The sequence below is a fragment of the Streptomyces sp. V3I8 genome, assembly GCF_030817535.1.
Taxonomy (GTDB): Bacteria; Actinomycetota; Actinomycetes; order Streptomycetales; family Streptomycetaceae; genus Streptomyces.
Map to the genome: position 1 here is coordinate 7552835 of NZ_JAUSZL010000002.1, position 20577 is coordinate 7573411.

At 72.8% G+C, this 20577-nt stretch carries 17 protein-coding genes; 8 read left to right on the forward strand and 9 right to left on the reverse strand.

What is annotated here, in order from left to right:
* Window positions 1-23 precede the first annotated feature (23 nt).
* Complete coding sequence (locus QFZ75_RS33520; RefSeq protein WP_307542939.1) at window positions 24-674, forward strand: DedA family protein; 651 nt, start codon at window positions 24-26, stop codon at window positions 672-674.
* Between the two features lie 114 nt (window positions 675-788).
* On the opposite strand, the gene QFZ75_RS33525 is transcribed toward QFZ75_RS33520, so the two are convergent.
* Window positions 789-1319, reverse strand: a complete 531-nt coding sequence (locus tag QFZ75_RS33525; protein ID WP_307542941.1) for a gamma carbonic anhydrase family protein — start codon at window positions 1317-1319, stop codon at window positions 789-791.
* Window positions 1320-1486: 167 nt separating this feature from the next.
* Here QFZ75_RS33525 and QFZ75_RS33530 point away from each other — a divergent pair, with 167 nt between their 5' ends.
* Window positions 1487-3766 carry a diacylglycerol kinase family protein gene (locus QFZ75_RS33530; RefSeq protein ID WP_307542943.1) on the forward strand — a complete coding sequence of 760 codons (2280 nt, stop codon included), beginning with the start codon at window positions 1487-1489 and terminating at the stop codon, window positions 3764-3766.
* Window positions 3767-3801: 35 nt separating this feature from the next.
* Here the strand turns inward: QFZ75_RS33530 and QFZ75_RS33535 are convergent, their stop codons facing one another.
* Window positions 3802-4263 (reverse strand): hypothetical protein, encoded by a 462-nt coding sequence (locus QFZ75_RS33535; RefSeq protein WP_307542945.1) that lies wholly within the window; start codon window positions 4261-4263, stop codon window positions 3802-3804.
* A gap of 196 nt (window positions 4264-4459) precedes the next feature.
* Between QFZ75_RS33535 and QFZ75_RS33540 the strand changes: the two genes are divergently transcribed.
* On the forward strand, window positions 4460-4756 hold the full coding sequence (locus QFZ75_RS33540) for a hypothetical protein (protein WP_307542947.1): 297 nt from the start codon (window positions 4460-4462) through the stop codon (window positions 4754-4756).
* A gap of 180 nt (window positions 4757-4936) precedes the next feature.
* Window positions 4937-5428, forward strand: a complete 492-nt coding sequence (locus QFZ75_RS33545) for a helix-turn-helix transcriptional regulator (protein WP_307542949.1) — start codon at window positions 4937-4939, stop codon at window positions 5426-5428.
* Window positions 5429-5464: 36 nt separating this feature from the next.
* Here QFZ75_RS33545 and QFZ75_RS33550 read toward each other — a convergent pair whose 3' ends face one another.
* From QFZ75_RS33550 to QFZ75_RS33560, 3 genes are all read right to left on the reverse strand, one after another.
* Window positions 5465-8140, reverse strand: a complete 2676-nt coding sequence (locus tag QFZ75_RS33550) for a LuxR C-terminal-related transcriptional regulator (RefSeq protein ID WP_307542951.1) — start codon at window positions 8138-8140, stop codon at window positions 5465-5467.
* Window positions 8141-8372: 232 nt separating this feature from the next.
* Window positions 8373-8855: a DUF1269 domain-containing protein gene (locus QFZ75_RS33555; protein ID WP_307542953.1), complete on the reverse strand. Its 483-nt coding sequence runs from the start codon at window positions 8853-8855 to the stop codon at window positions 8373-8375.
* A complete protein-coding gene (locus QFZ75_RS33560; RefSeq protein ID WP_307542955.1) occupies window positions 8855-9409 on the reverse strand; it encodes a DUF1269 domain-containing protein in 555 nt (184 codons plus the stop codon). Before QFZ75_RS33560 ends, QFZ75_RS33555 begins: the two co-directional genes overlap by 1 nt.
* A 135-nt stretch (window positions 9410-9544) precedes the next feature.
* Here QFZ75_RS33560 and QFZ75_RS33565 point away from each other — a divergent pair, with 135 nt between their 5' ends.
* Together QFZ75_RS33565 and QFZ75_RS33570 are read left to right on the forward strand one after the other, a co-directional pair.
* On the forward strand, window positions 9545-12301 hold the full coding sequence (locus tag QFZ75_RS33565; RefSeq protein ID WP_307542957.1) for a glucosidase: 2757 nt from the start codon (window positions 9545-9547) through the stop codon (window positions 12299-12301).
* Entirely contained in the window at window positions 12298-13782 is a 1485-nt protein-coding gene (locus QFZ75_RS33570) for an alpha-amylase (protein WP_307542959.1), read from the forward strand. The genes QFZ75_RS33565 and QFZ75_RS33570 overlap by 4 nt, the downstream gene beginning before the upstream one ends.
* 30 nt (window positions 13783-13812) lie before the next feature.
* Here the strand turns inward: QFZ75_RS33570 and QFZ75_RS33575 are convergent, their stop codons facing one another.
* On the reverse strand, window positions 13813-15666 hold the full coding sequence (locus tag QFZ75_RS33575; RefSeq protein WP_307542961.1) for a SulP family inorganic anion transporter: 1854 nt from the start codon (window positions 15664-15666) through the stop codon (window positions 13813-13815).
* 133 nt (window positions 15667-15799) lie between these two features.
* Here QFZ75_RS33575 and QFZ75_RS33580 point away from each other — a divergent pair, with 133 nt between their 5' ends.
* The gene (locus tag QFZ75_RS33580; RefSeq protein WP_373465981.1) at window positions 15800-17218 is read left to right on the forward strand and encodes an MFS transporter; all 1419 of its coding nucleotides are present in this window, start codon (window positions 15800-15802) and stop codon (window positions 17216-17218) included.
* 53 nt (window positions 17219-17271) lie between these two features.
* Here the strand turns inward: QFZ75_RS33580 and QFZ75_RS33585 are convergent, their stop codons facing one another.
* Window positions 17272-17712, reverse strand: a complete 441-nt coding sequence (locus tag QFZ75_RS33585) for an RDD family protein (RefSeq protein ID WP_307542962.1) — start codon at window positions 17710-17712, stop codon at window positions 17272-17274.
* A 41-nt stretch (window positions 17713-17753) separates the two neighbouring features.
* Window positions 17754-18419, reverse strand: a complete 666-nt coding sequence (locus QFZ75_RS33590; RefSeq protein ID WP_307542964.1) for a hypothetical protein — start codon at window positions 18417-18419, stop codon at window positions 17754-17756.
* A 331-nt stretch (window positions 18420-18750) separates the two neighbouring features.
* On the opposite strand from QFZ75_RS33590, the gene QFZ75_RS33595 reads away from it, so the two are divergent.
* On the forward strand, window positions 18751-19536 hold the full coding sequence (locus QFZ75_RS33595; protein WP_307542966.1) for a DapH/DapD/GlmU-related protein: 786 nt from the start codon (window positions 18751-18753) through the stop codon (window positions 19534-19536).
* Between the two features lie 127 nt (window positions 19537-19663).
* On the opposite strand, the gene QFZ75_RS33600 is transcribed toward QFZ75_RS33595, so the two are convergent.
* Entirely contained in the window at window positions 19664-20533 is an 870-nt protein-coding gene (locus QFZ75_RS33600; protein ID WP_307544964.1) for an EamA family transporter, read from the reverse strand.
* Window positions 20534-20577: the final 44 nt, after the last annotated feature.

Sequence of the window (20577 nt, forward strand, 5' to 3'; positions counted from 1 at the left end):
GTGAATTTCGGGAGGAGCCGGCGTTGCACGTCCAGGAGTGGCTAGAGACCGTGCCTGCGGTCAGCATCTACGCGCTGGTGGGCCTGGTCATCGGCCTGGAGAGCCTGGGCATCCCGCTGCCGGGCGAGATCATCCTCGTCTCCTCGGCGCTGCTCGCCTCCCAGCACGGTGACATCAACCCCGTCGTCCTCGGCGCCTGCGCGACCGCCGGCGCGATCATCGGGGACTCCATCGGGTACGCCATCGGCCGCAAGGGCGGACGCCCGCTGCTGACCTGGCTGGGCGCGAAGTTCCCCCGGCACTTCAGCGAGGGCCATGTCGCCACCGCCGAGCGGTCCTTCGAGAAGTGGGGCATGTGGGCCGTCTTCTTCGGCCGCTTCATCGCCCTGTTGCGCATCTTCGCGGGCCCGCTCGCGGGTGTGCTGCGCATGCCGTACTGGAAGTTCCTGATCGCCAACGTGCTCGGCGGCGTCATCTGGGCGGGCGGCACCACCGCGGTCATCTACTACGTGGGTGTGGTCGCCGAGTCCTGGCTCAAGCGCTTCTCCTGGCTCGGCCTGGTGGCCGCGGTCCTCATCGGCCTGGCCTCCATGCTGATCATGAAGCGCAAGGCGAAGAGGATGACAGCGGAAAAAGAGGCCGAGGGAGCCACGCCGGACCCGGTGACCCCGTAGCCCCGTAGCCCCGTAGCCCCGTAGCCCCGTAAAGGGTGCGGGGAACTGCGCGATCAGCCACCACGGACCCGCACCCGCACCACGGACCCGCACCCGCCGAGCAACCCTCCGCGGCTACCCCTCGTGCGCCGCCCGATGGGCCGCGGCCAGCTCCACGTAGAACACCCCGTTCAGGGAGACACCCTCCCGCTCCTCCTGGGTGAGCTCCCGCTTGACCTTCGCGGGGACACCTGCGACGAGCGACCCGGGCGGGACCCGCATCCCCTGCGGCACGAGCGCCTGCGCGGCGACGAGCGACCCCGCCCCGATCACCGCCCCGTTGAGGACGGTCGCCCCCATCCCGATCAGGCAGTCGTCCTCGACCGTGGCCCCGTGCAGCACCGCGTTGTGCCCGACGGACACCCGCTCCCCGACGGTGACCGGAAAACCCGGGTCGACATGGAGCGTGCAGTTGTCCTGCACGTTGCTGTCCGCGCCGACGACGATCGGCCCGGCGTCGGCACGCAGCACCGCGCCGTACCAGACACTCGCGCCCCGGCCCAGAGTGACCTCGCCGATCACCACGGACGTGGGCGACACGAACGCCGCCGGATCCACCTGCGGATCCTTGCCGCCGAACCCCATGACCAGCGCCTCTGTGCCCATCACCGTCTCCTCGTCGTCGGTACACCGGCACGGTAGGCGATGGCCCGTCCGCACGGCCCGCCGGGTCCGTGCCGCGGCCGGTGTCACCCGCCCCGGGCGAGGCGCGAAGGGCCCGGTGCGAACAGGGTGGGATGCCGGCAGTTCCCCGGGGGCAGGAAGGCACGCGCATGGGATTCACCCGGCTCGCCAGGTCGTTGACGGGCCGCGTCGGCCGGCAGCTCGTGAGCGTGAGCATCCTCGACATGGCGACCCGGCTCGCGGCGCAGGCCTTCCTTGCCGCGCTGCCGCTGCTCCTGGCGGTCGCGTCCTTCACCCCGCCCGTGGTGCGCCGGGAACTCGTGGCGACCCTGCGCCTCCAGCTGGGGTCCTCGGGACCCGTCCTGACCCAGGTCGACGAGGTCTACCGGGGCGGCGGGGCGACGGATACCTGGGGCGCGGTCGGGGTGCTCGTGGCGCTGCTGTCCGCGACGGCCCTCAGCCGGGCCCTGCAACGGCTGTGCGAGCGCTCCTGGCACCTGCCGCGCTCCGGGCTGCGCACGGTGGCGTGGCGCTGGGCGGTGTGGCTCCTCGTCTGGATCACGGTGCTGGTGCTGCAGGGAACGCTGCGCGACGGGTTCGGCGCCGGTCCCGCGCTGGGAGTTCCCCTGCAGCTCGCCGCCTCGGTCCTGATGTGGTGGTGGACGCAGCACCTGCTGCTGGGCGGCCGGGTGGCCTGGCCGCCGCTGCTGCCGGGCGCGCTGCTCACCGGCGTCGGCGTCGTCGTGTTCTCCTCCCTGTCCGGGATCTGGCTGCCGCGTTCGCTGAGTCTGAGCGTGGCGCGGTACGGGCAGCTCGGCTCGGTCTTCACCGTGCTGACGTGGCTCATCGGCTTCTTCGCGATCGTCGCCGGCGGGATCGCCGTCGGGTACGTCCTGGCCCACGACGACCTCCTCAGGACCAGGCTCGGCCTGCCCGACACCCCGCCGCGGGCAGAGCCCCCGCCCGAGCGCACCGAGCGCACCGAGCGCACCGAGCGCACCGAGCGCACCGGGGACGCCGTGCCGCCGCCCGCCGCGCACGCCGCCGGATCGCCCACCGGATCCCCTGCCGGGGGTGATGCGCCGCGCCGGACCGCGAACGATCATGACCCCATGGAACCCACTACGAGGGGACAGCGGTGGTCGGCGCGCGCGTCGCTGACGGCCGCCGCGGCGGCGATGCTGGTGCTGGGCGTGTTCGCCGGACTGCGGACCTTCGCCCTGCTGGGTGTGGGACTCATCGGTCTGGCGGTCACGGCCGCGGCGCTCTGGTGGGTGCTCACCCGCCGGAGCGTGTGGCGCCTGCTCGCCGGCGTGCTGGCCCTCGCCGCCCCGGTGTGGATCGTCGTCGCGTACACCAGGGCGCATCTGGCGTGGGTCGTCGTCCTGGCCGGGGCGCTGTCGCTGGTCGCGGTGGCCGCGGGCCGGCATGCCCTCCTGCGCTCCGACGGACCGGCCCGGACGTCGGAACACCCCGCCCCGCGGGTCCGGCACCCCGTGCTGATCATGAATCCGCGCTCGGGCGGCGGCAAGGTGGGGCGGTTCGGGCTGCGCGAGAAGGCCGAGGCACTGGGCGCGCGGGTGCTGCTCCTGGAAGGGCCCGGCGAGACCGACGTGACCGAACTGGCGCGCGCGGCCGCGGCCCGGGGCGCCGATCTGCTCGGGGTCGCGGGCGGGGACGGCACCCAGGCGCTGGTCGCCGACGTCGCCGCGTCGCTCGGCCTCCCGTTCCTCGTCGTGCCCGCCGGTACCCACAACCACTTCGCCCTCGACCTCGGCCTGGACCGCGCGGATCCGGCGAAGGCGCTGGACGCCCTGCGCGACGGGGTGCTGCTCCGCGTCGACCTCGGCCGGGCGGGCTCGCACCCCTTCGTCAACAACGTGTCGTTCGGGGCCTACGCCGAGGTGGTGCAGAGCCCGTCCTACCGCGACGGCAAGACCCGTACGACCCTGGAACTCCTCCCCGGCCTGCTCGTGGGGCACCGGGGTGCGCGCCTCGCCGCCCGGGCGGGCGACACGGCGCTGAGCGAGTCGCAGGCACTGCTGGTGAGCAACAACCCGTACGGCACGGGTGACATCGCGGGTCTCGGGCGCCGGGCCCGCATGGACGGCGGGGAGCTGGGGGTCGTCGGCGTCAAGGTGAGCGGCGCCGCCCAGGCCGCCGGCCTGCTGCGCGGGCGCCGGGCCACCGGTCTGACCCGGGTGACCGCCCGGGAAGTGATCGTCGACGCGGACCGGGAGCGGATCCCCGTCGGCGTCGACGGCGAGGCACTGCTCCTGAGCGTCCCCGTGCGCTGCGAGGCGCGGCCGGGCGCGCTGTCCGTGCTGGTGCCGCGCGACCGCCCGGGGACCCCCCGGGCGGTGCCGCGGCTCGACTGGCGCCGGATCGCGCGGCTGGCCCTGCCGACGGCCCCGGGCCGTGCCCGGTGAACGGGCGCCACGGCGCACCGGGGCCGCGGTGGCGATTACAGCGGCGCGCCGTAGACCTTGTGGGCCTGGGCCTGGCCGTAGGTGGCCAGGGACCAGATGATCAGCACGTCGAACGCGATGATCAGGATCGACCAGACCGGGTAGTACGGGGTGAAGAGGAAGTTCTCCAGCGCGCTCAGCGCGGCGACCGTGATACCGACGACGCGCGCCCACGTCCGGCCCTTGAACACGGTGAAGGCGGCGGCCAGGACGACGATCCCGGAGATCAGGTGGACCCAGCCCCACACATTGATGTCGAGGTCGTACGGATAGTCGTTCGACCGCGTGTAGAAGTTGTCCTCCATCAGCGCGCCCATACCGACGAACACCTGGTACGCGCCCACGATCGCCATCATGCAGACGGCGAAGACGACCCCGCCGACCATCAGCGGCTTGATCCGGGGTTCCGGCGGGGAAGAGCCGCGCCGGGGCTGTCCTGTGGATGTCTGCTCGGCCATGTCGAGTACCTCCGTCTCGGGGGAAGGAGCATCCCGCCGGTACGCGGGCCGGAGCCTCACCCGCCGTGGATGAGTCTCGGTGCGTGTGTGCGCACGAGGCCGGCCGCCTCCGTCACCCACCCTGTGTGAGGTGCGGACGACGCGGTTCCTGGAAAGGTCGGAACGACCCCGGCTGCGGCGGCGGAGGTGGTGCGTCATGGGAACGGCGGAGGAACGCCCGGGACCCGAGCGGGACGAAGCGCGGCAGGTGGGCGACGACTTCGAGATCCGTATCAAGGGCAGGGTGTCCCAGGCCTTCCGGTCCGCCTTCGCGGAACTGACGGTCACGGTCAGTCCGCCGGAGACCGTCCTGCAGGGCGCCCGGCTCGACCAGGCGGCGCTGTACGGGATCCTGGACCGCATCCAGGCACTGGGACTGGAACTGGTGGAAGTGCGCCGACTGCCCGAGGGCCGCGGTCCCGATGCGGCTCCCGAACCCCACGGCCCGGCGTAGACACCGTCCGGCATCGGGATGAAATGACCCAGAACCCTCTTCCCGTTCCAAGATCCAGCTCCGACGGTAGTGGTGTACCCCCCTCCGCACTCTGTCGAGGAGGTGAGTCATATGCCTGCCGTGCCGAACACAGGATGCAGAAGGAGGCAAGCGCACTCGCAAGGGACGGAACCCGGACGGGTGTCCGTGCTGCGGGGACGGTTGCGGGCTCTGGACCGGGCCGGCGAGGACACGGACTCGGTGGTGGCGGCCTGTCTGGTGTGGGTCGCCGACGCGCTCATGGAGATCGCGGTCGCGTCACCCGACCCGCGCAGTACGCACATGCTGCTGGACGAGGCGTCGGCGGCACTGGCCGCCGTACCTCCCACCGAGACCGCCGAAGCCACTGGAACCGCCGAAGCCACTGGAACCGCCGAGGCCGCCGAGGTCGACGACGCCGTTCGAACCGATGCCGGACGCCCTGCCCCCGCGTCAACGGCAGCCCTCCTGACGGAACGCGAACACGCGGTGCTCGTCAGGCTCCAGGAGAACGTGCCGCTCCGGCAGATCGGCTCGGACCTCTTCGTGTCGCACAACACGGTCAAGAGCCATGTGCGGGTCGTCTACCGCAAACTCGGGGTGTCGTCGCGCGCGGCGGCCGTCGACCGGGCGAGGCACCTGCGGTACCTGTGACGGGCCTGCGCGACGTCCCGGGGCGTTCAGAGGAGTTCAGAGGAGTTCGAGCTCGCGCGCGCGCCGTACCGCGGCCGAGCGCCGGGTCACGGAGAGCTTGCGGTAGACGCTCTTGAGGTGGGTCTTCACCGTGTTGACCGACACGTACAGCTCTTCGGCGATCTCCTCCGTCGTCATCATCTGCGCCAGGTGGCGCAGCACATCGCGTTCCCGCGCGCTGAGCTGCTCCACCGGGGGCCGCTCCTGACGGGGCGGCTCCGGCGTGGCGCACAGGCCGGTCCGCCGTACCGCGAGCGGATGGGCGCGGGCCTCGGCGAGCGAGGCGGCGCACGCGTGCCGCACCGTCTGCCGCAGTTCCTCGGCCGGCCGGCCCTGCGCCGGCGTACCGAGCAGGCCGTCCGGTGCCTCGACGTGGTGGGCGCCGCTCTCCACCGCGGTGACCAGCCTGGCGACCAGTGAACCGACGCCTGTGACGAAGGGATCGGGCACCGCCCGCAACGCCGTGTTCGCCTGCGCGAGTTCGCCGCGGACACGCGCCGCGTCGAAGCGGGTGAGGGCGACCCAGGCGCGTACGACGTGCAGGGCGGCCAGGGACGGATCGGGCACCGCGGAGGCCGGCAGCGGCGGCCGCCGGGCGTGCGCGGCGAACTGCTCCGCGGCACGGAAACGCCCGCGCAGCACCTCCAGAAGGGCAAGCTCGACGAGGCAGTCGCGGCGCAGGACGCCGTTCCCGGCGGCGCAGGCGGCCTTCAGCCCCGCGGTCAGGGACACCTCGGCGGCCTTGAGCCCGCCGTCCCGCAGCTCGGCGCGGCCGAGGACCGACAGGGTCAGCGCCACCAGTTCGGGCCGCTCCTCCCGCGAAGCGCGCGGGAGCAGCGTGAAGCGGTGCTCGGCGTCCGCCGCCGCGGCCCGTGCCGCGGCGAGGTGCCGGGGACGGTCCCTCGTCGTACGGATCACCGCGTGCGACAGTCGGCACCGGGCGATCCGGTCGGCGCCGCCGCCGGGCGGTCCGCCGACGGGCAGTTCACCGATCAGCCGGTCGGCGAGCACCAGGTTCTCCGTGCAGGCGGGGCCCTCACCACGGGCCAGCGCCGCCGCCGCGGCGACCAGCGCGGACTCCGGGCCCGCAGGACGTCCGGAGCGCCTGGTGAGATCGGCGGAGGTACGCGCCAGCAGTTCCGCCGGCAGCCGCGAGGCGGCCAGGGCGAGGACCTGCCCGATCGCCAGGTGGCGTACGACGAGACGGTCGGCCTGACTCCGGTCGCCCGCGTCCAGGGCGTGCCGTACGGCCTCGGCGAGGAGGCCGTGCTCACCCAGCCACTCGGCCGCCCGCCCGTGCAGATCGGGCACGAGGTCCGGCGCTTCGTGCCGCAGCCGCACCCGCAGCACGTCGCAGAACATCCGGTGGCACCGGTACCACCCCTGACCGACGTGCTGGAGGAAGGAGTTCTGCTCGACGAGCGCCGCGAAGTGCCGGCCGGCCTCCGGCCCCGCCAGCCGGGTGGCCAGCTCGGCGTTCAGATGGTCCAGCACACTGGTCGTCAGCAGGAGGCGGCGCATCGCCGGGGGCTGGCCGTCGAGGACCTCCTCCACGAGGTAGCTGACGATCGCCTCGTCCTCGCCCGCGAACTGCGCGACGAGCTTCTCCGGACGGGGATGCCCCTCCATCGACATGGCGGCCAGCCGCAGACCCGCGGCCCAGCCGTCCGTCCGCTCGCGCAGCGCGTTCACCGACGCCCTGGGCACCTCGACACCGTGCTGGGCCAGCAGCGCCGCCGTCTCCCGGTCGTCGAAGGCGAGGTCCCCGGTGCGCAGTTCGGTGAGGTCGCCGGCCAGCCGGTGCCGGTGCAGGTGCAGGGGAGGGTCCCGGCGCGAGACCACGATCAGCCGCAGCGCGGGGGCCGCGTGTCTGATCAGGCGGACCACGCCCTCGGCGACCGGCGAGCCGCTCTCCGGCTGGAAGTCGTCCAGCACGAGGACGACGGGCTCGTCCCGTGCCGCGAGGTCGGCCGCGAGAGCGGCCACCAGCAGCGGCTGTCCGGCCAGCGGGCCGGCCGGCGCCACCATGGCGGGAAAACCGTGCGGTGCCAGGTCGTCGCAGGCGGCGCCGGCCAGATGGGCGTCCTGCAGGGGGATGCCGGTGAGGACGCCGTCGCGCGGCGCCGTGCCGATCGGCTCCGGCGGCTCCGGCGGGACACCGGTCACGGCGTCGTCGTCGTACGGGCCGCCCGCCGGTGTGCCGCCCGCGGAGGGGACTCCACCGGCGACGGAACCGGACGGATGTGTTCCGGAAGCCGTGCCGCGGGACCCGGTCGCACCGGGTCCCGCCGTACCGGGCCCGGCGACACCGTTGACGCCGGTGCCCGGAGCGGGGACGTCCAGGGCGCCGCGGCCCGGCGGATCCATGGCCGCGATCGGGGACGAGAGCGTCGGTGAGGCGGACTCCAGTTCGACACCGGCTTCGCGCAACGCCGCGAGCACCCGCGGCCAGAAGACGTCGGGCCGTTCCTCCGCGCCGTCACAGGTGACCCAGGCCACCGGACCCGGCGCCCGCCGGGTGTGCGCCCACTCCACGGCGAGGGCCGACTTGCCGGCGCCCACCGGGCCCACGACCACGGTCAACGGCCCCAGCACGCCGCCCGCGAGGCGGTCCGTCAGACGGGGGCGCGGGACCAGCCACGTCGGCAGCGGCGGTACGCCGGGACGGGACATGCGGTGCTCCTGGACGCGCTGCACAGGAGGGGGGCGGCCACGGGTGGGCGCGGACGCGCCGGGTGCGTTCGGTGGAGGTCGTCGTTCCGTGTGCTCGCCCATCGACGATACCTCGCTCCCGGAACGCAGTGGATGTCCGCCAGACGAGAGTGTGGCCCGCACCGGGGAACCGCGAACCGGTGCGGGCCGCAATCTCACCCGGGTGAACTTCACCCGGGCGGAGCGTGGTCGCTCACTGCTGCAGGGTGGCGATCAGCTCCTCCTCGCGCTCCTTCGTCAGCGACGTGCGCAGCACGGTGGGCCCGAAGGGACGCAGCGCATCGCGCACCCGGTCGGGGGTGGAACGCCGGACGAGCGCGAAGACGGCGGCCCTGCCCGGTTCGAGGGTGCCGGCGATCTCCTTGATGAAGGCGTCGTTGATCCCCACGTCCGTGAGCTTCCCGGCGAGCGCACCCGTGGCCGTGCCGACCGCGGCACCGAACACCGGCATCAGGAACAGCATGCCGAAGAGCGTGCCCCACAGGGCGCCCCCGGCCGCTCCGTGTCCGGTGGGGCTGAAGGACTGGCGCACGTGGATCTTGCCGTCCGGGGTCCGCCAGGCGAGAGCGGCGTCCTCCAGATCGAGAAGTTCCTGTTGGGACAGGTCCTTCGAGAGGCGCAGCACGGATTCGGCCTTCTCCTTGTCGGAGAAGCCCAGTACGACGAGATCGGTCATCAGGACCTCCTGGTGTTCCGGCCGGATGCCCGGCCCTCGGGGGTGTTCTCCGCGGCGGCTTCGTCGAGCCGGGCGACGGCCTCGGTGATCTCGGCGACCACCAGGCCCAGGGATTCCTCGGTGAGGAAGCCCTCCGCGACGGGCACGCCGCCCGCCTCACGGACGGCCGCCCTCAGCTCCCGGGCCCAGGTGTGTTCCAGCAGCACGAACCCGGCCGCGGTCCCCGGGTCCAGCTGCCGTGCCATGGCCCTGATGTCGTCCAGGGCGAGACCGAAGGCGTTCCCCTCGGTCAGTGACGGAACGGTTCCCCGCGCGTCCTCCAGCACATCGCGCGGGATGCCGAGCAGCGCGGCGACCGTCTGCCCCATGCCCTCCGCCTGGTAGTCCAGCGTGACGAGGCTGCCGTCCGTCTCCTTCTGCACGAAGAGCAGGTCCAGCACCCGGACGTGGCCCCCCTGGTCCAGTGCCCCGAGCTCGTCGATGATCCTTCCCTCGAACTTCGCGTCGGGTCCGAACTCGACCGTCAGCAGTTGTACAGGTCCGATCCTGACCATGTCCGCTCCCTTCGTGCGGTCCCTCTCCATCCAGCCGCCCGGCGGCCCGGTCCGCGTCACCCGTGGGAGGTGAGGCGCGCGGCAGGGCGGCCGGACAGACTGCGCATCCCGGTAGGCCTGTGACAGGGAGCCAGGATGAGCGCGCGGACGAACGGTGAACGGATCGGCCCGACCGGCGAGGACGGCGGACGGTGGCGGTTGTGGGGGCCCTACCTGAGCGAGCGTCAGTGGGGCACGGTCCGGGAGGACTACAGCGAGGGCGGGGACGCCTGGTCGCACTTCCCCCACGACCACGCGCGGTCGCGCGCCTACCGGTGGGGCGAGGACGGACTCGGCGGCATCTGCGACGACAAGCAGCGGCTGTGCCTGGCCCTCACCCTGTGGAACGGCCGCGACCCCATCCTCAAGGAGCGCGCCTTCGGCCTCACCAACAGCGAGGGCAACCACGGCGAGGACGTCAAGGAGTACTACTTCTACCTCGACAGCACGCCGAGCCACTCCTACATGAAGTACCTGTACAAGTACCCGCAGGCCGCCTACCCGTACGACGACCTGGTGGCCGTCAACCGGGACCGCGGCAGGCAGGACTACGAGTACGAACTCCTCGACACCGGTGTCTTCGAGGAGAGCCGCTACTTCGACGTGACCGTGGAGTACGCCAAGGCGGCGGCCGACGACGTGCTGGCCCGGATCACCGTCGTCAACCGGGGCCCCGACGAGGCTGACCTGCACGTCCTGCCCACCCTGTGGTTCCGCAACACCTGGGCGTGGCAGCGCGGCGACAGGACGGCGAAACCACGGATGAGCGCGGTCCAGGGCCCGTCCGGAACGGCGACCGTCCGCGCCGAGCACCCCCGACTCGGCGTCTACGACTGCCGGTTCGCCGGACCGGTGCCGCTGCTGTTCACGGAGAACGAGACGAACACCGAGCGGCTCTTCGACGCGCCCAACTCCTCCCCGTACGTCAAGGACGGCATCGGCCGGTACGTCGTCGACGGGGAGGCGGGAGCCGTCAACCCGGCGCTGGAGGGCACCAAGGCGGCCGCGCACCACCTCCTCACCGTCCCCGCCGGCGGCTCCAGGACGCTGCGGCTGCGCCTCGCGCCCGCGGACACGGAACCGTCCCTCTGCGACGACTTCGACGCGGTGTTCCGGGAGCGGATCGAGGAGGCCGACGCCTTCTACCGGGACCTGCTCCCCGAGGGCGCGGACGAGGACCGGGCCCGGGTGCAGCGGCAGGCGCTCGCCGGGATGCTCTGGTCGAAGCAGTACTACCTGTTCGACCTGGAGACCTGGCTGGCCGAGCACGGCCTGGACCCGTGGAGCATGCCGAGCCCCGGCGTGCGCAACCGCGAGTGGTTCCACATGGTCAGCGACGACATCGTCTCCATGCCGGACAAGTGGGAGTACCCCTGGTTCGCCGCCTGGGACCTGGCGTTCCACGCCGTGGCCCTGTCGGCCGTGGACGTCCGCTTCGCCAAGGAGCAGCTCGAACTGCTCCTCAAGGACACCTATCTGCACCCCAACGGCCAGATCCCGGCGTACGAGTGGAACTTCACCGACGTCAACCCGCCGGTGCACGCCTGGGCCGCGTACTTCGTCTACATGATGGAGGAACGCACCACCGGCCGGGCCGACCGCGCGTTCCTGGAGCGGACCTTCCAGAAACTCCTGACGAACTTCACCTGGTGGGTCAACCGCAAGGACCCCGACGACCGCAACGTCTTCGAGGGCGGTTTCCTCGGCCTCGACAACATCGGCGTCTTCGACCGCAGCGCGCCCCTGCCCACCGGTGGCCGGCTCGAACAGGCCGACGGCACCGCGTGGATGGCCCTCTACTGCCAGGCGATGCTGCAGATCGCCGTGGAACTCGTCGAGCACAACGAGGCGTACGAGGAACTGGTCCTGAAGTTCTTCGAGCACTACCTGTGGATCGCCGCCTCCATGGACCGGGTCGGCGACCTCGGCGACGAACTCTGGGACGAGGAGGACGGGTTCTACTACGACGTCCTGCGCCTGCCCGACGGACAGGCCGTACGGCTCAAGGTCCGCTCGATGGTCGGTCTGCTCCCGCTGTGCGCGGCCACCGTCTTCCGGCCGTCGCAACTGGCCCGGGTGTCCGGCATCGGCGAGCGGCTGCGGCAGTTCGCGGACCGCCACCCTTCGCTCTCCGTCACCCTCGTCTCCGCCCGGGCAGGGGCGGCGGGCGGCCCCCGCCTGCTGTCCGTGGTCGACGAGAAGAAGCTGCTGCGGGTGCTCTCGTACCTCCTGTCCGAGGACGAGTTCCTCAGCCCGTACGGCATCAGGTCCCTCTCCCGCCACCACGCCGAACACCCGTACCGCTTCTGGGTGCACGGCGAGGAGTACCACGTCGGCTACCTCCCCGCCGAGTCGGACACGGGGATGTTCGGCGGCAACTCCAACTGGCGGGGCCCCGTGTGGTTCCCCATGAACGCCCTCGTCGTGCGGGCCCTGCTCAACCTGTACGGCTTCTACGGCGACGACCTCACCGTGGAGTGCCCGACCGGGTCCGGTGTCCGTATGACCCTCTTCGAGGTGGCCCAGGAGATCTCGGACCGGCTCACCCGGCTCTTCCTGCGCGGCGACGACGGGCGCAGGCCCGTGTACGGAGGACAGCAGGTGTTCCAGGACGACCCGCACTGGCGGGACCTGCTCCTGTTCCACGAGTACTTCCACGGCGACAACGGCGCCGGGATCGGCGCCGCCCACCAGACCGGCTGGACGGGCCTGGTCGCCATGCTGATGTCGGTCTTCGGCACGCTCACCCCGGCCGACTTCCTGGCCGGCCGCGGCCGGCACGCCGCCGGGGCACCGGACGAGGAGCCGGACGAGAAGACAGGGAAGAAGTCGGGTAAGAAGGGGACATCATGACCGAACTCCCGGCACAGCCCGTCGTCCACGAGGTCAACACGCGGGTCTGGCTCCAGGAGGTCCTGCGGAGCACCGGCCGGCGCGGGGGACTGGCCGACGTGTCGAAGGACGCCTGGGACCGGATCACCCCGCACGGCGTCGACGCCGTCTGGCTCATGGGCGTGTGGGAGCGCAGCCCGCAGGGCCGGGACATCGCGCTGCGGGACCCGTCGCTGACGGCCGCCTTCAAACGGGCCGTGCCCGACATCCGCGAGGACGAGATCGCCGGCTCGCCGTACTGCGTCCGCCGCTACGAGGTCGACGAGGCCCTCGGCGGGACCGAGGGCCTCGCGGCCGCGCGCGCCGAGCTCGCCGGCCGGGGCGTCGGGCTGCTCCTCGACCACGTGCCCAACCACGTGGCGCCGGACAGCCCCTGGACGACCGCGCACCCCGAGTACTTCGTGCGGGGCGGCGAGGACGAGCTGCGCGACGATCCGGCCGGCTACCTCGCGGTCGGGGGCGGCGTCCTCGCCCGCGGCCGCGACCCCTTCTTCCCGCCCTGGCCCGACGTGGTCCAGCTCAACGCGTTCGCGCCCGCCCTGCGCGCGGCCACCACGGACGTGCTGACGCGGATCGGCGACCTGTGCGACGGGGTCCGCTGCGACATGGCGATGCTGATGACGAACGACGTCTTCGCCCGGACCTGGGGGGAGCGGGCCGGAAAGCGGCCCGCGGAGGAGTTCTGGCCCACGGTCCTCTCCGGCGTACGGCGACGGCACCCCGGCATGATCTTCGTCGCCGAGGCGTACTGGGACCTCGAACGGGAGCTGCAGCAGCAGGGGTTCGACTTCTGCTACGACAAGCGGTTCTACGACCGGCTGCTGCACGAGGGCGCCGAATCCGTCCGGGGGCACCTGACGGCGGGTGAGGACTACCAGCGCCGGCTCGTACGGTTCCTGGAGAACCACGACGAACCGCGGGCCGCGCACACCATGGACCCCGCGAAGGAGCGCGCCGCCGCGGTCATGATCGCCACGCTGCCCGGGGCGACCCTGTGGCACGAGGGCCAGTTCACCGGCCGCCGCACCCAGCTGCCGGTCTTCCTGGACCGACGGCCCGAGGAGACCCCGGACGAGGACCTGCGCGCCTTCCACGAGGGACTGCTGGCCGCCGTCCACCGCAGCGGCATGCGCACCGGGCAGTGGCGGCTCCTCGACTGCGAGGGCTGGCCGGACAACGACTCGCACCGGGACCTGCTCGCCTGGTGCTGGTCGGGCGGGGCGGGGCGGTTCCTGACGGTGGTCAACCTCTCCGGACACCCGGCCCAGGCGAGGATCCGGCTGCCGTGGTCCGACCTCGGTACCGGCGACCTGACCGTGACGGGACTGCTCGACGGAGCCCGGCACCTGCGCCCCGGCGCCGAACTGGGCGGTCCGGGCCTGTTCGTCGACCTGCCCGCGTGGGGCACGCACGTCTTCGCGCTCGGACCCGTCGACGGCTGAGGACACCTGCCGGGAACCGGACCCCGCCGGTCACTCGCCGCGCGGCGAGTGACCGGCGGCGGCGTCCTCCGGCGGCGGATCCGCCGCCGCCGCATCCGCCGCCGCCGCATCCGCCGCCGTCGCATCCGTCGGCGCCCGGTCGGCCGTCGCGTCCGGCGGTGTCGGTTCCGATGCCGTCCAGTCGGCGCCGGTCCGTTCACGGAAGGCGGCGACCGCGGCCTCGATGGTGGGGAAGAAGTGCCCCGGGTCGATGGTGCGGGTCAGCTCGTAGCGCTCGATCTTGCGCCGCACCGGGTCCTTGAGCTCGGCGAACACCAGGCTCACGCCCCGCTCGTTGAGCTCCTCGTCCAGCTCCTCCAGCTCGTCGGCCGCCGTGGTGTCCACGTCGGTGACGGGCTCGGCCGCGATCAGTACCCAGACGGGCGGCGACTCCCCACGGGTCAGCCGCGTCACCTCGTTGCGGAAGGCCTTGGCGTTGGCGAAGAACAGCGGACCGTCGAAGCGGTGGATCACCAGTCCGGGCAGGTGTTCGGCCTCCGGGTAGGAACGGACGTCGTGGAAGCCCTCGAGCCCCGGCACCCGGCCCAGCACGGTGTTGTACGGCCACCAGGCCCGCCGGAAGACGTTGAGGATCGACAGGCCGACCGCGACCGCGATACCAGGCAGCACGCCGAGCAGGGCCACGCCCAGGAAGGCGGCGATCGAGAGGAAGAACTCCGCCTTGCGCTGGTGCCACAGCCGTACCGTCCCGGAGAGGTCGGCCAGGGACAGCGACGCCGTGACGACCACCGCGGCCAGCGCGGGCTGGGGCAGGTTGCGGAACAGCCCAGGCAGCAGCACCAGCATCAGGACGATCAGGCCGGCGCCGACGACGCCCGTGAGCTGGGTCCTGGCACCGGCCCGCTCGGCCACCGCCGTCCGGGACCCGCTCGTGCTGACCGGGAAGCCCTGGAAGAGGCCGGCCGCCATGTTCGCCGTGCCGATCGCGATCATCTCCTCGTTGCCGCGGACCTCCTGCCCCGTGCGGGTGGCGAACGCCGAGGCGTTGGAGATGGTGTCGGCGAGCGAGACGAGCGCGATCCCGAGGGCGCCGACGAAGAGCGGGCCGACGTCGCTCCACCGGATGCCCGGGACCGTCAGCGGCGGGAAGCCCCGCGGCAGTTCGCCGACCAGGCCCACGCCGTGCCGGCCCAGGTCGAGGAGCGACGCCGCGGCGATCGCCAGCAGGACCATGACGAGGACCGCGGGCACCTTCGGCAGCAGCCGCTGCAGGACCAGGATCAGGACGATGCCGGCCCCTCCCACGGCCACCGCCGCGGGTACCGCCTTCCCGTCGGCCAGCCCCTGGACGAGCGCGCCCACCTCGCCGACCAGCCCGTCCGCGTCCGTCTTGAAGCCCAGCAGCTTCGGCAGCTGGCCGATCAGGATGGTCAGGGCCAGGCCGTTCATGTAACCGATCATCGTGGGCTTGGAGATCAGGTCGGCGATGAAGCCGAGCTTGGCCACACCCGCCAGGAACGTGATCGCCCCGACCATGAGGGCGAGCATCGAGGCCAGTGCCACGGCCCGTCCGCTGTCCCCGCCGGCGACGATCAGGGGCAGCACCGTCGCGGCGATCATCGGCCCCAGCGAGGAGTCCGGGCCGAGCACCAGGATCCGGGACGGACCGAACACGGCGTAGGCCAGCAGGCACAGGACGGACGTGTACAGGCCGGTGATCGCCGGCAGGCCCGCCAGTTCCGCGTACGCCATGCCCTGCGGCACGAGCAGCGTGGTGAGGACGACGCCCGCGACGACGTCCTTGGCGAGCCATTCCCGCCGGTAGCCCGAGAGCGTGCGCAACCCGGGCAGGACGCTCGGAACGCGCTTCCTGTCACCTGCCATCGCAGTCCTCCGCCCGGTCCTCCACCCACGACTTCTACCCCGTCGCACAGATGCCCGTCGTCACCTCGCAAGGGTGATGACGGGCGATCGGCCGCCGCCGACGATATCCGCATCCGAATGTCCGGGAGCCGACATGGCCATGCCGCCCACGCCCTCAGAAACAGGGTCCTCGGGACAGTCGCGGAGCGTCGCGCGACGCGTCCTGGCACCGCTCGCCCTCGCCCAGTTCATCTGCAGTTACGCCGGCTCCAACATGAACGTCATGATCAACGACATCAGCGAGGACCTGGACACCACCGTCCAGGGCGTGCAGACCGTGATCACGCTCTTCCTGCTGACGATGGCGGCACTGATGATCCCGGGCGGCAAGCTGACCGACCGCTACGGCCGCAAACGCTGCTTCCTCGCCGGCCTCTGCGTCTACGGAGTGGGAGCCGTGCTCAGCGCGCTCGCCCCGGGCCTCGGCGTCCTCACCCTCGGCTACTCGATCCTCCAGGGGGTCGGCACGGCCCTGCTCATCCCGCCCGTCTACATCCTCACCACGCTCCTGTTCACCGACCTGACCTCCCGCGCCCGCGCGTTCGGGACCGTCATGGCACTGGGCGGCGTCGGTGCCGCGGCGGGCCCCCTGATCGGCGGGCTCATCGCCTCGGCGATCGGCTGGCGGGCCGCCTTCGTCTTCCAGGCGGTCGTGGTCGCGCTGATCATCGTGCTCAGCCGGCACGTCCAGGACCCCCTGCCTCCCGAACCGGACCGCCACTTCGACATCGGCGGAGCGGTCCTGTCCGCGGTCGGCCTGGTCCTCGTCGTCATGGGCATCCTCGCCGCCGACGACAACGGCTGGCTGATGGCCGCCCTGCTGGTGCTCGGCGTGCTCGTCCTGGTGTGGCTCTTCCGCTGGGTGCGCGCGAAGGAGCGCTCCGGCCGGGAACCGCTGTTCTCGACGAGCCTGTTCCGCGACCGCACGTCCAACCTCGGACTCCTCACCCAGCACGCCCAGTGGCTGATGCTGATGGGGGTGTCGTTCGTGGTGGCCGCGTACCTCCAGGTGGTGCGCGGGTACGACGCGATAGGGACCGGTGTGATCTTCACCGCGGCCACCCTGGGCCTGCTCACGGCGTCGCTCGCCGCCGAGCGCCTGGTGGAGCGGTGGTCGCAGCGGACGCTCATCATGGTGGGCTTCGCCGTCACGATCTGCGGGATCTGCCTGCTCATCGCGCTCGCCTCGGACTCGCAGAGCGCCTGGGCGTCCACACCGGGACTGCTCCTCATCGGACTGGGGTGCGGCGCGATGCTCACCCCGTCGGTCAACGTGGTCCAGTCGAGCTTCGGCGAGGAGCGGCAGGGCGAGATCTCGGGGCTGTCCCGCAGCGTGTCGAACCTCGGCTCGTCGCTCGGCACGGCGATCGCGGGCACGATCCTCGTCGCCGACCCCGCCGCCGGACCGTACGCCGTGGCGCTGGGCGTACTGGCCTTCGTCGGCCTCGGCGGACTGGGCGCCGCGGCGCTGCTGCCCGGCGGACGGACCGCGCCGGCCCGGCCGGAGGCCTGAGTCCCCGGTTCATGGACGGCGGCTCGCGGGCTGCGGGGCCGCGGACGACTGGTTCACGGGCTGCGGGTCGCGGGCGACGAGGCACGGGCCGCGGGCCGCGGGCGGTCGTAGCGGACGACGGTGGACAGGACGAGGTCCTGGACCGAGGCGCGGCGCCTGCTCAGCGGGATCCACAGCAGTCCCGGCGGGAGCACCAGGCACAGCGCCGCCCGCGACAGGGCACGCGGTACGCCCAGGAGCCGGCCCGAGCGGCCCGTGACGCGCAGGCCCAGCAGCCGGTCACCCACGGTGCTCCCGGTCAGGGTCCAGCTGCCGCCGAGGTAGAGCAGGGCGAGGGCCCACCCGCACGCCCCGGACAGCCACAGCGGTGGGTCGGGCAGACGGAACGGCGGGCCGGTGACGAGCACGCGCAGGGCGGCGGTCCCGACCTGTACGCCGAGACCGAGCCCGGCCACCACCAGCGCGTCGGCCAGGCCCGCCAGGGCCCGTGACACGAGCCCCGCCGTGTCCTGAGCCGGGTTCCGCTCCGCCCCCGTCATCGCGCCGGCTCGCACGGCGGCCCGGTCCCGGACTCCGCCGCGGCGGACCCGCTCTCCACGGCCCCGGCCTCCTCGGCCGCCGCCGGGAGCGGATCGGGCCGGTGCAGCAGACGGTCGGCGAGGCGGTTGACCATCCGGTCCGCGCGCATGCTCCGCGTCCGGAACCCGTTGACGGTCTCCCCGGCCATCCCGCCGCTCGTGTCGCGGACGATCCGTCCGAGGTCGATCTCCTCCAGCACGCCCTTGGTGAGCACGGCCAGATCGAGTCGGGCGAGCACGGCGTCGAGACCGAGACGGCTCGCGACCCGGTCGACGTCGACCCGGTCGGCGATCCGGTCCACGTCGACGCGGGCAACCACCCGGTCCACGTCGACGCGGGCGGCCACGTGGTCGACGTCGATGCGCTCGGCGACCACGTTCACGTCGACCCGGCCGGCGACGCGGTTCACGTCCACGCGGTCGGCGATCCGGTCGACGTCCACCCGGTCCGCCACCCGGTTCACGTCGACGCGGGACACGAGGTCGTCCAGGTCCAGGCGCTCGACGACCGCGGACGTCAGTGCGCGGATCAGCGTGTCGGTGACGTCGGAGACCGTCCCCAGCGCGCACCGCGCCAGGCGTTGCGCGGTGTCGACGGGACGGAGGACGCGGTACAGGGTCATACCGTCAGCGGACCTCCGCCAGGTCGTGCGCGCATCATCCGCCGCGGGTGAAGTACCGCGCGACGGAGCGACGACGGGCGGACGGATGGACGGATGGACACCAGACGCCGGACACCAGACACCAGACGCCGGACACCAGACACCAGACACCAGACGCCGGACACCAGACACCAGACGCCGGACACCAGACACCAGACGCCGGACACCAGACACCAGACGCCGGACGCCGGACGCCGGACGCCGGACGCCGGACGCCGGACGGACGACGGTGGGGCGAAGATCACAGCTCCGCGAACTCTCGGGCGGACGTGCCGCTGAGTACGGTGAGCGGGTGCCCAGAAGCAAGAACACGTTCTCGTCCTGGCGGAGCCGCCTCGCGCAGCGGACCGTCCACGCGGGCTGGGCCTGGGTGCAGCGGACGGGCGCGGTGACCGCCGAGCGGCCCGGACGGCTGCGCTTCGGCGCGCTGGGGGCGGGGACCAGGCTCGCCTTCCCGCAGGGCACGGTCTTCGGTGAACCGTGGATCCACCTCGGCGACCACTGCATCATCGCCGAACAGGTCACGCTGACCGCCGGACTGATGCCGGACCTCGACCTCGGCCCCGAGCCCATACTCCGCGTCGGCAACGGCGTCGTCCTCGGCCGCGGCAGCCACGTCATCGCCGACACGACGGTCACGATCGGCAGCGACTGCTACTTCGGGCCCTATGTGTACGTGACGTCCACGAACCACTCGTACGACGACCCGCAGGAGCCGATCGGCAAGCAGTGGCCGCGGATGGAGCCGGTGGAGATCGGGCCCGGCTGCTGGATCGGCACGGGGGCGGTGATCCTGCCGGGGGCGAGGATCGGGCGGAACGTGGTGGTGGCGGCCGGCGCGGTGGTGCGCGGTGCCGTACCCGACCACGCGGTGGTGGCCGGAGCGCCGGCCCGCGTCGTGCGCCGCTGGACCCCCGACGACGGCTGGCAGCCACCGCTGCGCACACCGGCGCCGGTGCCGATCCCCGACGGGGTCACCCCCGAGCAACTGCTCGCCCTGTCCGACCTGGACGCGCAGGGCATCGCCGCACTGCGCGCCATCGAGGACACCCACGAGGACGCACGCGCGAAGCCCTGACCCCGGACTCCGCAGGCGCGCTCCCGAGGGTGCGCCCGAAGGGGCGCGGGGAACTGCGCGCCCAGCCACGACGCACCCGCAGCCGACACACCGGCCCAAGGCCCGGCCGGGGGCCGGTGGGCGGGGCTCAGCCCGTGGCCAGCAGCACCGTCCCGACGAGCGCGAGCCCCGCCCCCGCGGCCTGCGCACCCCGCAACCGCTCACCGAGGAAACCGCGCGCCGCGAGGGCCGTGACCACCGGGTAGAGCGAGGCGAGGACGGCGGCCACGGCGACCGGACCGCGCTGGGCGGCCAGCGCGTACGTGCCGTTGGCGGCGACATCGGCGAGACCGACGAACGCGAAGGCCGGCAGGGCCCCCAGGGGGACCTGCCGGCCCCGGGCGATCCGCGGGCGGGCCGGGCCGCCGCGCCGGACACGGACGTACAGGGCGGTGCCGCCCGTGACGACGTTGGTGACGCGCTGGACGAACAACGCCAGGAAAAGGCCGGTGAGTGTGGACGAGGCCTCGGCGATGAGAGCCATCACCGCGCCGAAGCCGAACGCCGCGAGCAGGGTGAGCAGGACGGCCCGCCGCTGCACGGGCGCGCCCCTGAACTGCGGGCCGCCCGCCAGCAGGACGCCCACGACTGCGACCGCGATACCCGCGCACCGCACGGGCCCGGGGCGCTCCCCGAGGACGAGCCCGATCCCCACCGGCACGGCGACCCCGAGCGAACCGAGCGGTGAGACGACCCCCATCGGACCGAGCGCGAGCGCCTTGTAGAAGGCCAGCATCGCGACGGGCCCCACGAGCCCTGCCGCCACCGCGAACCACAACCGGGGGCCCGCCGCGCCCCAGGCCTGTGTCACGAGGACGATCGCGCCCAGGACGAGGGCGGCGACGGTCTGCGAGACGACCACCACCGTCAGCGCGGGGGTGCGCCGCGCCAGCAGTCCGCCGCCGAAGTCGGCCAGCCCCCACAGGAGGCTGGTGGCCAGGGCGAACAGTGCTGTCATCGGGCCCTCGCAGTACAGTTCGGTGAACAATCCGGTGCACCCCA

Bases quoted from the DNA above. Each gene is read 5' to 3' on its own strand.
- QFZ75_RS33550 (WP_307542951.1), bottom strand. From the start codon at position 8,140: ATGTCCCGTCCCGGCGTACCGCCGCTGCCGACGTGGCTGGTCCCGCGC.
- QFZ75_RS33600 (WP_307544964.1), bottom strand. From the start codon at position 20,533: ATGACAGCACTGTTCGCCCTGGCCACCAGCCTCCTGTGGGGGCTGGCC.
- QFZ75_RS33560 (WP_307542955.1), bottom strand. From the start codon at position 9,409: ATGGTCAGGATCGGACCTGTACAACTGCTGACGGTCGAGTTCGGACCC.
- QFZ75_RS33530 (WP_307542943.1), top strand. From the start codon at position 1,487: ATGGGATTCACCCGGCTCGCCAGGTCGTTGACGGGCCGCGTCGGCCGG.
- QFZ75_RS33555 (WP_307542953.1), bottom strand. From the start codon at position 8,855: ATGACCGATCTCGTCGTACTGGGCTTCTCCGACAAGGAGAAGGCCGAA.
- QFZ75_RS33580 (WP_373465981.1), top strand. From the start codon at position 15,800: ATGGCCATGCCGCCCACGCCCTCAGAAACAGGGTCCTCGGGACAGTCG.
- QFZ75_RS33535 (WP_307542945.1), bottom strand. From the start codon at position 4,263: ATGGCCGAGCAGACATCCACAGGACAGCCCCGGCGCGGCTCTTCCCCG.
- QFZ75_RS33565 (WP_307542957.1), top strand. From the start codon at position 9,545: ATGAGCGCGCGGACGAACGGTGAACGGATCGGCCCGACCGGCGAGGAC.
- QFZ75_RS33540 (WP_307542947.1), top strand. From the start codon at position 4,460: ATGGGAACGGCGGAGGAACGCCCGGGACCCGAGCGGGACGAAGCGCGG.
- QFZ75_RS33525 (WP_307542941.1), bottom strand. From the start codon at position 1,319: ATGGGCACAGAGGCGCTGGTCATGGGGTTCGGCGGCAAGGATCCGCAG.
- QFZ75_RS33590 (WP_307542964.1), bottom strand. From the start codon at position 18,419: ATGACCCTGTACCGCGTCCTCCGTCCCGTCGACACCGCGCAACGCCTG.
- QFZ75_RS33575 (WP_307542961.1), bottom strand. From the start codon at position 15,666: ATGGCAGGTGACAGGAAGCGCGTTCCGAGCGTCCTGCCCGGGTTGCGC.
- QFZ75_RS33570 (WP_307542959.1), top strand. From the start codon at position 12,298: ATGACCGAACTCCCGGCACAGCCCGTCGTCCACGAGGTCAACACGCGG.